A 13,086-nucleotide genomic window follows, 5' to 3' on the forward strand; every position below is an offset into this window, starting at 1 on the left:
TTCCACATTTGAATATAAAATTACAACCTCTTATTAAATATAAGTTTAATTAGCCAAATGTTGCTATTAAACTAATTAAAGTTACAACACATGGCATCTCAACTTGTTTCATTAGTTTGCAAAACCAAAAATAATCAAATATATTTGCATTGTGAAAATAATATAAAAGTCGCACAGATTATTTTTTTGCAATTATTTTTGACTTATGACAATTATTAAAAGTAGGCCAGTAATGAAGAAACAATTAATACAAGCAGGGCTAAAAGCGATCTTCCCTCTCTGTGTGGGAGCCTTTCCTTTTTCCTTCATTGTTGGGGCTATCAGCATTAACGCTGGTATGTCAGTACTACAAAGTACTCTATGGTCATTGACTGTTTTTGCTGGATCAGCACAAATGGTTGCACTTGGTTTAATCCAATCATCAACAGAAATTATTGTTATTTTCATTACTACTTTTGTGATTAATTTACGTCATATCCTTTATAGCGCGTCACTATCTGAATACGTCAAAGAATACAGCATGCCAACACGAATACTGATGTCATACGGATTAACAGATGAGGTTTATGCCGCGACGATTGGCGAGATGAAACAAGAAAAACCAGGGCGACAATGGTTTTATCTAGCGGCAATGTTTGGTTTTTGGGTCAACTGGGTTATTGCTGATTTCTGTGGTGCCATGATTGGATCATCATTCCCCCACATTGCAGATTACGGCTTAGATTTTGCGATGGTTGCAGCATTTATCGCAATTGTAATACCACAAGTTAAAAGTCGAGAATGTATTGTGGCGGCCGTGGTAGCAACAATAACAGGGATCTTACTCTCCGGTTTACCTTATTCATTAGGTCTTGTTATTGCGGCGGTTATTGGTGTTTATGCTGGCTACAAAATGGATATTTCAACAGAAAGGACGGATCACAAAATAAAAGCAGAAACAAAGAAAATACTGTTAAAAGAATTAGAAGAAGAGCAACAACGCCCTCTTTTATCAACGACTACCGTTAACCAAAAATAAGGACCATAACCATGCATACTCATCCACATTTTGCTTTAAACAATGATTATGTTCTTTATTTAACACTTGCAATGATTGCTGCAACTTTTATCATTCGTTTTGCAGTCATTGGTATGGCGGGACGTTTTACAATGTCTGAACGTTTTAAGAAAACATTACGTTTCGTTCCGGTTACTGTTTTACCCGCGATTATTGCTGTTGAAATTTTAGGGAAAGGTTCAAATTTTGCTTTCAATCTAGAAAACCCAAAAGTATTAGCTGCAATTGTTTGTACCATTATCAGTCTACGTTTTGGTCTTATTTGGGTAGTTATTGGTGGTCTAGTTTCATTAATTTTATTCCAAACATACCTTGATCCTATTGTACAATTTCTTCATCACCTCACATGTTGTTAATTTATAAAAATACCCCCTGATTAAACCGAGCATCATTTGCTCGGTTTTTTATTTTAATGTATCAATAATTATCGGTATTTTTTCAATGATGCAAATATTGCAGCTGTAATAATAAATAACATACCGAACAATGTTGTCACTGTTGGCTTTTCAGCAAATAAAATCCATACAAACATAATGGCATAAACAGGCTCTAGAGTGATGATCATTGAAACTGTTTTTGCTTTTAACCCTTGTAATGAAAAAACCAATAATGTTTGTGCAATTGCGGTCGAGAACACTCCTAAAATAACCATCAATAACATATCGATAGGCTGTAACGTGAACATTCCTGTCATACCAAAAGGTAATGATAATAAAAGGCAGCCAAGACACTGAGCAAATGCTGATTGTAATGGATGAATTTTAAGGCTGATACTTCGATTAAAGATAATAAATAAGGCATTCGTAATCGCCGCTAAAATACCCCACACTAAACCAAGATTATTTATATCAAACGAGAAATGAGGGGTAATAATAATTAAACCAATTGCAATAAGAATACATATCAATATATCAATTGGACCAATTTTTTTCCCCATAAACACAGATTCAATTAATATGATAAATAAAGGGAAGCAAGCAAACCCTAACGTTCCAACTGCTACGCCCCCTTTTTTTACACCCATAAAAAAACAAAACCAATGTATTGCGAGTAACGAACCATTTAAAATAAGTTTAAAAATGGCACTTTTTGTTGCAGTTGGAAAAAAAGATTGATGATCTAATTTCAATAAAATAATAAGAGTTAGTACTGCTAACAAACTGCGACCAAAAACAATGGTCATGACACTGACATTAAGTTGCTCACCAATCACTGCTGATAGCCCAAAAAGAATCGCGGTGATTTGTATAGATAAGTAATATTTCATAAGTTTAATCTTAAAATAGGGCAATGATTTTTGTATTTAACAAATGCGAAGTAAAAAATAGTCATGTTTGGCTAATTTATCTCTTACTCATTATCAACAATTGGCATCGGTAATACTGCCGTACTACTGTCCATTGGACGCAGGTAGTGTTGCCATAATGTCAGTATTCGTTGTTGAGTTATTGCTAATTGACAAGATAACGCCATCACTCCACGAATGGTTCCCTGTTGCCACTGTGTGTATACCGCATTACATTCTGTCTTGCGATATAGTAACCATTGCTTTTGTGCAATATTAATAGCATCAACCAATGCTTTATCTGCACTATTTTGATGAATACTTTGTGCTAAATAAACTTGTAACTGCTGTTCAGCAAGAGCTAATTTATCTTCAGCGCATTGATTAATTTCAAGTGTCGAATACGCCTCATCACAATTTAGTGTTGCGTTTTGTGTTGATGCCATCACTGAACCAGAGATCACTAGCACACATATTGCCCATAATGTTTTCATGTTTGTCTTCTCCCTATTTTTCTAATTTTTATTTGTCTATTTTTAAGCTATCTCTTTATATTAATAAGGCTGATAACACTAAATCATGACACATTTGAAAATTAATAAATTATTTAACTGAAATGTGGATTTTATATTTCCACATGCGAGTTATAATGATGGAGGAAGTGGCCTCATAGGCGATTCACCCTATTTGGCGGACTTATTTATCGATTCTCATCATAAATTCGCCTATTTTATTGCTAGGAGTTTTAATGAGTATCGCAATCCTTATTTTCTTGGTTATTCTAAATGGCTGGTTTGCCATGTCAGAAATAGCCCTTGTTACTTCACGTAAAAATCGTCTACAAGTACTTGCAGACGAAGGTAATACTGCAGCAATTACAGCATTAAAATTAGCCAATAAACCAACCACTTTTCTATCAACCATTCAAATTGGCATTACCATTATTGGTATTCTAAACGGTGTTATCGGTGAAGCAGCGCTTGCTGGGCCTATTTCGTCATGGCTAACCTCTTTTGGTGTTCAAGCCCATACAGCATCAGTTTCCGCAACTATCATTGCTGTTATTATCATCACTTATTTCTCTATTGTTATTGGTGAACTAATACCGAAGCGTTATGCTCAAGTCAATGCAGAGCCATTAGCACTACGTGTTGCACGTCCCATTGCTTTTTTATCCAGCTTATCGCGTCCCTTTATTATCTTATTAGCGGGATCTACTGAGTTATTTTTACGTATATTTAGTAAAAGCACCACCAACAGTACTCATTTAACAGAAGAAGATATCAAAGCCATTATAACTGAAGGCTCTCAAACCGGTATTATTCACCAGCAAGAACATACTATGGTGCGTAATGTGTTCCATTTTGATGATCGTAAAATTTCATCAATGATGACACCTAGAAACGCGATTAGTTACCTTGATCTTGACCATACCGTAGAAAGTTATCAGCAAAAATTACTGGCGAGTCCTTTCTCATGTTTACCCGTTTGCAGCCACACAATCGACGATATTAAAGGCACGATCACAGCTAAACAATTACTACAATTTGAACTCGACAACAGTAAAGACACACCTAAAAATATTATTGATTATGTTACTCAACCACTCTTTATACCTGAAACATGGACAGGTACAGACCTGCTAGATATGTTCCAAGATTCTGGTGCTGAAATTGCATTTGTCGTCGATGAATACGGTGATATTCAAGGAATAGTCACACCACGAGATATACTTGAAGCACTGACAGGCAAATTTAACTCGCAAGATCCTACTGACGTGTGGTCGAAAAAAATAGCTGATAATAATTGGCATCTCGATGGATTAATTCCAATCACAGTTGTAAAAGACTTATTAGATTTAAAAAAATTACCCGATGAAGATCAAAATGGCTATCAAACATTAAATGGCATGTTAATGTGGATTAAAGGTGGATTACCTAAAAATGGTGACATCATTAATTGGCAACGATGGCGTTTTGAAATCCTCGTCATTGAACACAACCGTATTGAAAAAGTGAATGTGTCTCTACGTCCATCAACGAAACAACCTCACAAATAAAAACTATCAATGAGTATCTGCTTGCACAGCAGATACTCAGTACAATAGTCTTACTTTACTCGAGACCACGCATCACGCCAGTGTTGTGTTTTACCAGGAGCATACCCTGCCAACTCACACCATGGTGTTGCAGGCCAATCACGGCAACGGTACACATTACCATTTGGCATACGTACTCTATCGCCCGCACTGTATTTAAAGCCTTCACGATAACGCGTCACTTTAAAACTATTGGGCTTAGTATAATCATTATCATTGTAGTCATTATCGTCATAATTATTATCATTGCCATTAAGACGAATTAACTTCCATGGGTCAGATTCATTATTACGCTGAGGACGATCACCTTGCGTCCACCATTTAGCGACCCACAATCGTCCAACATAACGTACGCTATCACCTTTGTTATATACAGACTCTTTATTCCATGTCTGCAATCCTGATTGTCCACTCGGTAAGATCGTCGGACGATCATTTGCAAGTGCTACCGATGAAACAGTAGTCAGTGATAATGTGCTTAATACACACATAACAAGCAATGCGCTTTTTTTCATAATAATAGTGATCCCTACTTACAATAAAAATATGGTGAAATAATCACCATTCGTATTTTATAAATTATAACTGATACCAATAGATAATCAGCAAACAATATTGTAAGTAAGCGTATCTAAACGATTAGTAACCACCCGTTTTACTGTATTCCTCTTCAGCAAATTTCTTTCCGTCCGCAGCGGCTGCTTGGCAAGCTTGAGGATCAACATCACCACGGTTAACTACATAATGAGTTAATTGCTGTGCTTTTTGAGTACGATTAAAAAACTCATGATAACCAATATTTCTGCATAATTCCCAAGATGACACGCCAGCTGCATTATCAACGGTATAACTATTTGATGGTGTTCCTGCACATCCTGCTACTGTAATTGCTATAGCTGCTGCTATTATTATCTTTTTCATACTTATCCCCTTACGCCATCCATCTACGACAATATTATCTCTATGATGCTAATAGCTATTTTTTATATGCTGTTATCTTAGTCTACAGAGCAACACTATAACAACTGAATCTATTATCATCTCTCTTACGCCAATAAAATCTGACAATAAAAATACGCTATAAGGTATATTTTAAGATTGGATATAATTGCTCATATTGGAATAAAAATTTCACTTTTACGCTAGTAATTAAGCGTAAATTAGCATAAGTTGCGAAGCAATATTAATACCGTGATCAGGATACTTTCCATGAACAATTTTCAGAGCTATTCTCAGCTCCTTCCTTGCTTTGATTGTCGTAAAAATACTGCTGAAGCTGATTTAGGTTGGTTAACACCAACAATGCACGATAGCATTCAACAACAAATTACAGCAATTATCACGGGTAATGCCGCATTTGGTGATGATCTTACAGTGGTTATAACTTGTAGCCCAGAAGAGGCACGTGACTACCTATTGTTAAATGCATTTGGTTACACTGAAGATGAGTTAACATCCAGCGGCATTGATGCTGATGATCTTAAAGATATTGAACAAGAAATCGCGGCGAGTACCACAGCATTGGGCCAAGTGACTTTAGAGCATGAAATCGCTCTACAAGCTTGTAGTGCTTGTGAGTAACTATCGGTTATAGCGCCAAACAATAAAGCTGTTAGGCTTACTAGCAGCTTTTTTTATATCGTAATCATTATCACAAAGAATGACACGGATAATCATCTACAATCTATTCACCGCACGTTTGAGCATTAGAGACATCATTAAAAAATTAGCTGAAATATCAAGCCAAACAATAACACTACGACATGCTAATAGTAGATTCCCTATCTCGTTCGTAACCTCACTGTAGGGAATGACGCGTGGTTAGTTTGGATATTCAATGTATAAACATAGTTCTTAATGTTGTGGCGGAGCCGCTGAAGTGGCATTAGAGGATTTGAACCCGCTTTTATGTAAACGAAAAAAAGCCGCTAATAAATAGCGGCTTTTTAATGTGTGGCGGAGAGATAGGGATTTGAACCCTAGATACGCTATAAACGTATGCTGGTTTTCAAGACCAGTGCTTTCAACCGCTCAGCCATCTCTCCATGGCCGCTATAGTAATAATAACCTTATCAATTGTAAAGTCTTTATAGCGTAACCGCTTAAATATCAGACAATTATGCGGTTATTTTTTTTCAAAACCACAATCAGTTAAAAATCGCATAAAGCCATAGTTTTCTAGCCATGCTAATTGCTGTTCAGAGCTGACTAAAAAACGACCACTAAAGTTAACACCATGACCCGACAAGGTTTCTACTTGGTTCTTAACCCGTGGAATAATCAACATCCAACGTTCAGTCAGTAAAATATTATAAGGTAGACATTCAGCGAGTCCATTCACTAACTTAATGGTATTTAACTGTAGAGATTCCATTGCAACCAAATAATCAGCATAGAGTTGTTTTGGATTCAGATCTGTATAGACAAACACCACATGTTTAAACGGCAACAGTCCATTGACTATCTGAGATTCTAAAGGAATAGCTGTTCTCACAAGCTGCATGTGACGATGCATTTGGCTAGAACCAGCATCATGCCCTGCATTAAAGAAACCCAGCACATCACTACGAGTGATACCTTTAGCCCACGCCGTAAAATCAGCTAAAGTTAGCACCGATGTTTGTGGTATATAATCTTTGGCACAAACCAATAAGTGAGGAACTACGATTGGAAAACGATTTAATAAACACACATAATCCTTATCCATATCCGTTATATAATCACAATGAGTATATGGTGCAACAAAAGGATCTTGTGCCGAAACAGCAGGAGAATGTTTAATTTTCATATTATCAGTAAGTAAATTAACAATATAGTTAACTCCTTGTTGCTGATAAATAATATCGTCGCTCGTTAAAGGTAATAAATCACCACTACCAAGCGCTACTTTCGTTTTTTCCTCACAAGCATTCCAAAGCATTATCTTATTCCTACTTTTACATTACGCGTCGCTTTCTTGAAAACAATCGTCACAATTTTGCAGTTCTATTTCATGATTAAAAACAACGACACCTTCAGCTGTCATGTGCTCTGATATTTGATCATCAATATCAGCAATCACCGTTGATTTAACCTTGCCGTGATTAATTTCAGGCTCAGAATAGTTATAATAATTTAAAAGTAGGTAATCTTTCGCTTCATCTGCTGTACAAATAACCTGTACGGTAAAATAGGGTTTGTAATCACTACTACGTTGCTTCAGCATTACATCAATTTGATCAACAATATCAGCCTTCATGCTTGGCGTTAACCAACCAAGATCAGTTTTAGCCTGATGTACGTGACAGTTAAAACAAGGCAGTTCATAAGTGTAAAACTGGAAGTTAGTCATATTCGTTTTCCTTAAATTCCATTCTACTTATAAAATTATGCTTATTTACTTGTTTTTACTAGCATTAAAAATGCAATGTTGAGTTGTAATTACCGATACCCATCTATTATTAATCTTCAGTACCCACGAGTAATAACTCAAACCGTTCATTGCCTCGTAAATTTTCAAAATCATCTTCATCAGCGGCCAATTCCCGTAATGATGTACTATCTTTAATCGCACGTTCAAGATCTGATATGGCTTGTTCTTCCACGCCTAAACAGGCATAGGCACAAGCTCGTTGATATAAAGCATGAGCGTTTGTATCATCAACTTCTAAGACTCGATTACACATACTTAATGCCCAGTGAAACTCTCGCATTTCCATTGTGGCATCAGCTTTATAAGTTAATGCTTCTAAATCACCAGGACGAACTTTTAATATTTCGTCATAGATTTCTAATTTTTGCTCTGGTGTTTGAGAGCTTTGCGCTCGAAGCCATAAATTATGTACTTCGTTGATTTTTTCTATTTCACGGTTATTTTCACTAATAATGCGCGTTTTACGCTTTAAATCCCGTTCTAGCGCTTTAAATTTTTGCTCATAACTTTCAGAAATATCTTTTAATTGTACTTCTGCCATACGTTTAGTATTTTCTTTTATTTCACGCATTGATTGCCAGCCAATAAGCGCGATGAGTGAAGCAACACCAGCAATAATATAGAAAAAGTAAGTGACGGTAACATTCGCATAATTCATTGATTTATCAGCAACAGATAATTCTCTATCCGTTATATCTCGCGTAATTCGTCGTTCAAGATCTTGCTGATCCATTCGAAGAGACTTCAATTCATCAAGTACATACCGTTCAATCATTGGCTTTTCATAAATACTCTGTTCGGAATAAGGCTTTGCTTCATCGCCATTAGCAGCATGAACAACCGACACTGGAAGCATAAAACAAAGCATTACAATTCCTAACAGCACTTTAAACATAAACGACAACCTTTCACTAATAAACAAGCATGACAATAAAATGATAAATAAACATAACATCTTTCATTTTTTACATTGTCATATTTAGATTTAAAATCAATAAAACACGAAAAAACATCATATTTTAAAAAAAATTAGCAGCAAAATCTCGTTTTAGCAAAAAAGTATCAAGGATTGATGATTAATTACTATCAAATGAAAAATACGTTCTAGGCTTATTAATACTAACAATTAACCTTTTAGATATGGATATACAGGAGAGTATATGAAGAATAAAACGGATAAATCATTATGGTTAATTCCAGTGAGCATTAGCTTATTAATCGCACTTTTAGGCTCTATTATACTGATTCCTATGATGTAACGTCATCATTAGAGACTTTTCTGTTTCTTTTTTTATTATCGACTATATACAGACTCAATAATGACATCCGCTCTCTTTCAATACATAAAAAAAGGGATGCTATCTAAGCATCCCTTTTTATATATCATTAACTATTTCGTACTAACCTATTTAAGGTTGGTGTAATAGTTAAGACCTTCTGATAGATTGTTAAAGCCATCAATAGTAGGAACAATCTGACGAATAACACGGTTCCAACGTGCGATTGGTGCTGCTGTTACATATACAATATCGTATGGCTGCAATTCAAACTCAGTACCAATAACCAAGGCTGTTGCATCTTTAATATTTAATTGGTAAATATCTGCAATAGTCTTATCTTTCGCATTGGTCTTAGCCGCGTTACGAGTTGAACGAATAACGAAGATACCAGTAGCATCAGCTTCAAGCTCATTAATACCACCAACGTTACTTAATGCTTCTGTTAAGCTCATACCTGCACGGTCAATCTTCAGTAACTTAGGCTGATTAACTTCGCCCATCACAAAGACTTTTTGATCATCATTACGTGGCACATGGATAATATCGCCATTTTTCAATAAGCGGTTTTCAAGTAAATCACCACGTTGCATTAACGCGTATAGTGAAATTTTCTGGTCTTTACCATCACGTGTTAATGTCACATTACGCCAGTCAGCGTCAGCAGCTAAACCGCCTGACTTATCGATCGCATCAAGTAATGTAAGAGGTACATTGCTAATAGGTTGTTGCCCTGGTGTTTTAACTTCACCAGTAACATATGCTTTTTGAGATCGGAAAGATGCTACGTTCACATCTACTTGAGGACTTTCAATATAAGCGGATAAGCGATTAGAAATGATCTTACGTACTTCAGAAACTGTTTTACCTTCTACATATACTTTGCCAATATATGGATAGAAGATAGTTCCATCAGCATGCACCCAGTTACCGGCTTCACTTGCACTACGATATGCGCCAGCAGGAATAGTTAATTCAGGGTGATCCCAAATAGTAACGTTTAAAATATCGCCAGAGCCAATATGGTATTCATAATTTGCTAACTCAGCTTCCAAACGTGGATTTTGCTCAGCTTTTACCTTTGGAAGGCGATACTGGCTTACAGTATTAGCCGTCAGAGGATAAACATTTACACGATCAGATAAGTCAGTGCTATCACCATCAGCAACAGCCACAACATGCTTACCATCAAGCGATAAGTTTGAACCCGGAACAGTACACCCAGCTAACGTCGATGAGATTAATGCTGCTATTAGAATTTTCTTTGTTAAATCCATTATAAATTCACATATGTTGTTAAAATAAACTACCGTAATCCACTTCTATGTGAATAATTATTCAGCAATAGCAGTATGACTACAATAACTATAGATCAATTATTGATTACGATGATTAATACCTAAAGTTTTATTCTTATCAAATTTAATATGATTTCAATTTCGAAAAAACCTGGGGATCCAGCTACATTACTGAATAGATATCCCCATTAAGCTTATGCTAGGTAAATTAGTGTTCGTTATAAATCATATAAAAATGAGCAAATAACCAAACCCATATTTTATCTTTTTTACACCGACACTCATACCTTAATGGATCAACATTTAAATATCAAAATAGCAATCCGTAATAACTTTGTATTATTAAAATTCAAACTCATGCACCATAAAACATTTACTATATAAACATGTCACCTCATAACAACAATTAAACTAATTTACTGTAATTATAAGTTAAACAAATACACTCTCTTAATGTGTACCAGCAATGTTGTAAAATACTTTTTAAATCTGAGCCTAATAATATTATATTAGTTAAAAAACAGCCATTAAATTAAAATATTAAATTAAAATAAAATAAAAAGCACATTTATCACAATCAAAAAAACAAATAAAAACAAATAAAAACATATAGTTAACGCAACATTCAATATAAAAAAGGAAAAACACACCCCAATAACACTTAATCCCTATCATCCCAATTTTTCTGATTTTCAGATTAAATCAGGCTTAATACATTACAAAATCAAATCCAACCATAACCACCAATAACTACCAATGATATAATGGTTATTGTTATATCTGTTATAAAAACACAACGCCTATATTTTATACACCCGTCGATGACCCATATATTCTAAAATACACCTTAAATTTAAATATATACGATAAAAACAAAGTCATTTATAGCTTGCTATAACAGAATAGTAATTATGTATATAAATAATTCCAAATTACCATTGCCTATCAATTTGAAATTTTTGTTTACAAATTACGACCTTGTTACATAAGCCAATAACAACTTAGTTTTATACTTCCTATTTATTCTACTTATTATTTTTTGAGTGTTTTCGATATGCTTTAACTTTTATATTATACAAAAACACTCATCATAATTAGGTGCTAACATCTAACTCAGTCAACACATCAACCATCATTTATTTGAATGTCTTTGTCAGTATTAAACGTGAATTCAAATAATCAATACAACATATTTTTGTAGGTAATAGCTTGACGAAGTAAACCGATAACTTGGCAAAAAACAGGCACAGATATGCTCTTGCCGGTGTTTTATGACGGCTTATTGTATTTATTAAAGCAACTTTAATCATTGCTGTTGTTCAATACTTATTCAAATTATAAGAAGTTATTCAACTTAATTTCTGGTATGTAGGAAGCCAAGAAATGAGTAAGTAATAAACATAAAAAGCCCTCAGTTAAAATACTTTCAGCGAGAAAATGTTTTAACTGAGGGCTTTTTGTTGAGCGATAGTTAAATCAATGAATAATTACTTTACGTACTCACCACGACGTAACGCATCAATACGTTTTTCTAACGGCGGATGGGTCATAAATAGTTCAGATAATGACTTCTTACCATTAATACCAAATGCCATCATTGAACCTTCTAAATGTGGCTCTTGGCTCACTTTTAAACGCTCAAGTGCTGCAATCATTTTGTCACGACCCACTAACTTTGCAGAACCCGCATCAGCATAAAACTCACGATGACGGCTATACCACATTGTCAGAATACTCGCGAGGAAACCAAACAACACTTCCATAATTGAAGATACGATAAAGTAGGTCATATAACTACCACCACCCTCACCATCTTCACTATTACTATTAACACCACTAATAGCACCAGCAACAAGACGAGAAACAAAGATGACAAAGGTATTTACCACACCTTGCATTAAGGTCATCGTTACCATATCACCATTAGCAACGTGACTGATTTCGTGGGCTAATACAGCTTCAGCCTCATCACGTGTCATGCTATGCAGTAAACCTGTTGATACAGCAACTAACGAATCATCACGTTTTGCTCCAGTTGCAAAAGCGTTAATATCTGGCGCATCATAAATAGCCACGGTAGGCATACCAATACCCGCTTGTTCTGCTTGACGAGCAACAGTATTGATTAGCCAATGTTCAGTCTCATTACGCGGGTGTTCAATTACAACACCACCTACTGAGCGTAAAGCCATCGACTTTGACATCATTAAAGAAATTAATGAACCACCGAAACCAAACAAAGCCGCCATTACTAACAATCCAGAAAGGCTGCCTGGTTGCATTCCTGTTACCGCATAAACAATGTTAAGTACAATACTGAACACCAACATTACGGCAAGGTTTGTTGCTAGAAACAAAGCAATACGTTTCATATCTATTATCTACTCCATTTGAAAGGATATTATTTGTTTGGATTTATACCTTATAAGACTCTGTTTTCTCATCGTCTTGGTACATTCAAGCAACTATTACCTACTATATTCGAATAATATGGCTGTAAATTAAAGTGTTAAATTGTTACTAATTCTTATTAAATTCGAATTTATCTTATATAGCGACAAAATAAGTATAAAATATAGCTAGTAACCATTAAAAACTAACAATTAAATTACACTTAATCTTTTTAGATCCACATAATTATTAAAATAAAGGTTGATTA

13 protein-coding genes and 1 tRNA gene are annotated in these 13,086 nt (G+C 35.0%); 4 read left to right on the forward strand and 10 right to left on the reverse strand.

Features of this window, described 5'->3' with window-relative positions:
• Positions 1–232 precede the first annotated feature (232 nt).
• Positions 233–1,018: an AzlC family ABC transporter permease gene (locus ACJZU6_RS10315; RefSeq protein WP_408900218.1), complete on the forward strand. Its 786-nt coding sequence runs from the start codon at positions 233–235 to the stop codon at positions 1,016–1,018.
• An 11-nt stretch (positions 1,019–1,029) separates the two neighbouring features.
• Positions 1,030–1,413 (forward strand): AzlD domain-containing protein, encoded by a 384-nt coding sequence (locus ACJZU6_RS10320; RefSeq protein WP_080156616.1) that lies wholly within the window; start codon positions 1,030–1,032, stop codon positions 1,411–1,413.
• Between the two features lie 68 nt (positions 1,414–1,481).
• Here ACJZU6_RS10320 and ACJZU6_RS10325 read toward each other — a convergent pair whose 3' ends face one another.
• Together ACJZU6_RS10325 and ACJZU6_RS10330 are read right to left on the reverse strand one after the other, a co-directional pair.
• Positions 1,482–2,324: a DMT family transporter gene (locus tag ACJZU6_RS10325; RefSeq protein ID WP_297483187.1), complete on the reverse strand. Its 843-nt coding sequence runs from the start codon at positions 2,322–2,324 to the stop codon at positions 1,482–1,484.
• An 83-nt stretch (positions 2,325–2,407) separates the two neighbouring features.
• Positions 2,408–2,836, reverse strand: coding sequence for a lysozyme inhibitor LprI family protein (locus ACJZU6_RS10330; protein ID WP_408900219.1), 429 nt, complete (start codon positions 2,834–2,836; stop codon positions 2,408–2,410).
• Positions 2,837–3,090: 254 nt separating this feature from the next.
• Between ACJZU6_RS10330 and ACJZU6_RS10335 the strand changes: the two genes are divergently transcribed.
• Positions 3,091–4,401, forward strand: coding sequence for a hemolysin family protein (locus ACJZU6_RS10335; protein WP_080156619.1), 1,311 nt, complete (start codon positions 3,091–3,093; stop codon positions 4,399–4,401).
• Positions 4,402–4,451: 50 nt separating this feature from the next.
• On the opposite strand, the gene ACJZU6_RS10340 is transcribed toward ACJZU6_RS10335, so the two are convergent.
• Together ACJZU6_RS10340 and ACJZU6_RS10345 are read right to left on the reverse strand one after the other, a co-directional pair.
• On the reverse strand, positions 4,452–4,955 hold the full coding sequence (locus tag ACJZU6_RS10340) for a carbohydrate-binding protein (RefSeq protein ID WP_408900220.1): 504 nt from the start codon (positions 4,953–4,955) through the stop codon (positions 4,452–4,454).
• Positions 4,956–5,079: 124 nt separating this feature from the next.
• Positions 5,080–5,361, reverse strand: a complete 282-nt coding sequence (locus ACJZU6_RS10345) for a lipoprotein (RefSeq protein ID WP_107276164.1) — start codon at positions 5,359–5,361, stop codon at positions 5,080–5,082.
• 288 nt (positions 5,362–5,649) lie between these two features.
• Between ACJZU6_RS10345 and ACJZU6_RS10350 the strand changes: the two genes are divergently transcribed.
• A complete protein-coding gene (locus ACJZU6_RS10350; RefSeq protein ID WP_080156622.1) occupies positions 5,650–6,021 on the forward strand; it encodes a hypothetical protein in 372 nt (123 codons plus the stop codon).
• Between the two features lie 373 nt (positions 6,022–6,394).
• Here ACJZU6_RS10350 and ACJZU6_RS10355 read toward each other — a convergent pair.
• The 6 genes from ACJZU6_RS10355 to htpX form a co-directional block, all read right to left on the reverse strand.
• Positions 6,395–6,485, reverse strand: a tRNA-Ser gene (locus ACJZU6_RS10355).
• Between the two features lie 80 nt (positions 6,486–6,565).
• Positions 6,566–7,360, reverse strand: a complete 795-nt coding sequence (locus tag ACJZU6_RS10360; RefSeq protein ID WP_408900221.1) for a phosphorylase — start codon at positions 7,358–7,360, stop codon at positions 6,566–6,568.
• A gap of 21 nt (positions 7,361–7,381) precedes the next feature.
• Positions 7,382–7,771 carry a hypothetical protein gene (locus ACJZU6_RS10365; protein WP_408900222.1) on the reverse strand — a complete coding sequence of 130 codons (390 nt, stop codon included), beginning with the start codon at positions 7,769–7,771 and terminating at the stop codon, positions 7,382–7,384.
• A gap of 109 nt (positions 7,772–7,880) precedes the next feature.
• Positions 7,881–8,720: a TPR end-of-group domain-containing protein gene (locus ACJZU6_RS10370; RefSeq protein WP_408900223.1), complete on the reverse strand. Its 840-nt coding sequence runs from the start codon at positions 8,718–8,720 to the stop codon at positions 7,881–7,883.
• Between the two features lie 537 nt (positions 8,721–9,257).
• The gene (locus ACJZU6_RS10375; protein WP_408900224.1) at positions 9,258–10,406 is read right to left on the reverse strand and encodes a polysaccharide export protein; all 1,149 of its coding nucleotides are present in this window, start codon (positions 10,404–10,406) and stop codon (positions 9,258–9,260) included.
• A gap of 1,508 nt (positions 10,407–11,914) precedes the next feature.
• Positions 11,915–12,799: a protease HtpX gene (gene htpX / locus ACJZU6_RS10380; protein ID WP_080156627.1), complete on the reverse strand. Its 885-nt coding sequence runs from the start codon at positions 12,797–12,799 to the stop codon at positions 11,915–11,917.
• Positions 12,800–13,086: the final 287 nt, after the last annotated feature.

Origin of the sequence: Photobacterium piscicola, from assembly GCF_046058925.1 — a bacterium.
GTDB classification, from domain to species: domain Bacteria; phylum Pseudomonadota; class Gammaproteobacteria; order Enterobacterales; family Vibrionaceae; genus Photobacterium; species Photobacterium piscicola.

Excerpts from the sequence above, each read along its gene's own strand:
- ACJZU6_RS10350 (WP_080156622.1), top strand. The coding sequence starts at position 5,650 with ATGAACAATTTTCAGAGCTATTCTCAGCTCCTTCCTTGCTTTGATTGT.
- htpX (WP_080156627.1), bottom strand. The coding sequence starts at position 12,799 with ATGAAACGTATTGCTTTGTTTCTAGCAACAAACCTTGCCGTAATGTTG.
- ACJZU6_RS10335 (WP_080156619.1), top strand. The coding sequence starts at position 3,091 with ATGAGTATCGCAATCCTTATTTTCTTGGTTATTCTAAATGGCTGGTTT.
- ACJZU6_RS10370 (WP_408900223.1), bottom strand. The coding sequence starts at position 8,720 with ATGCTTTGTTTTATGCTTCCAGTGTCGGTTGTTCATGCTGCTAATGGC.
- ACJZU6_RS10330 (WP_408900219.1), bottom strand. The coding sequence starts at position 2,836 with ATGAAAACATTATGGGCAATATGTGTGCTAGTGATCTCTGGTTCAGTG.
- ACJZU6_RS10340 (WP_408900220.1), bottom strand. The coding sequence starts at position 4,955 with ATGAAAAAAAGCGCATTGCTTGTTATGTGTGTATTAAGCACATTATCA.
- ACJZU6_RS10315 (WP_408900218.1), top strand. The coding sequence starts at position 233 with ATGAAGAAACAATTAATACAAGCAGGGCTAAAAGCGATCTTCCCTCTC.
- ACJZU6_RS10375 (WP_408900224.1), bottom strand. The coding sequence starts at position 10,406 with ATGGATTTAACAAAGAAAATTCTAATAGCAGCATTAATCTCATCGACG.
- ACJZU6_RS10320 (WP_080156616.1), top strand. The coding sequence starts at position 1,030 with ATGCATACTCATCCACATTTTGCTTTAAACAATGATTATGTTCTTTAT.
- ACJZU6_RS10360 (WP_408900221.1), bottom strand. The coding sequence starts at position 7,360 with ATGCTTTGGAATGCTTGTGAGGAAAAAACGAAAGTAGCGCTTGGTAGT.
- ACJZU6_RS10325 (WP_297483187.1), bottom strand. The coding sequence starts at position 2,324 with ATGAAATATTACTTATCTATACAAATCACCGCGATTCTTTTTGGGCTA.
- ACJZU6_RS10345 (WP_107276164.1), bottom strand. The coding sequence starts at position 5,361 with ATGAAAAAGATAATAATAGCAGCAGCTATAGCAATTACAGTAGCAGGA.
- ACJZU6_RS10365 (WP_408900222.1), bottom strand. The coding sequence starts at position 7,771 with ATGACTAACTTCCAGTTTTACACTTATGAACTGCCTTGTTTTAACTGT.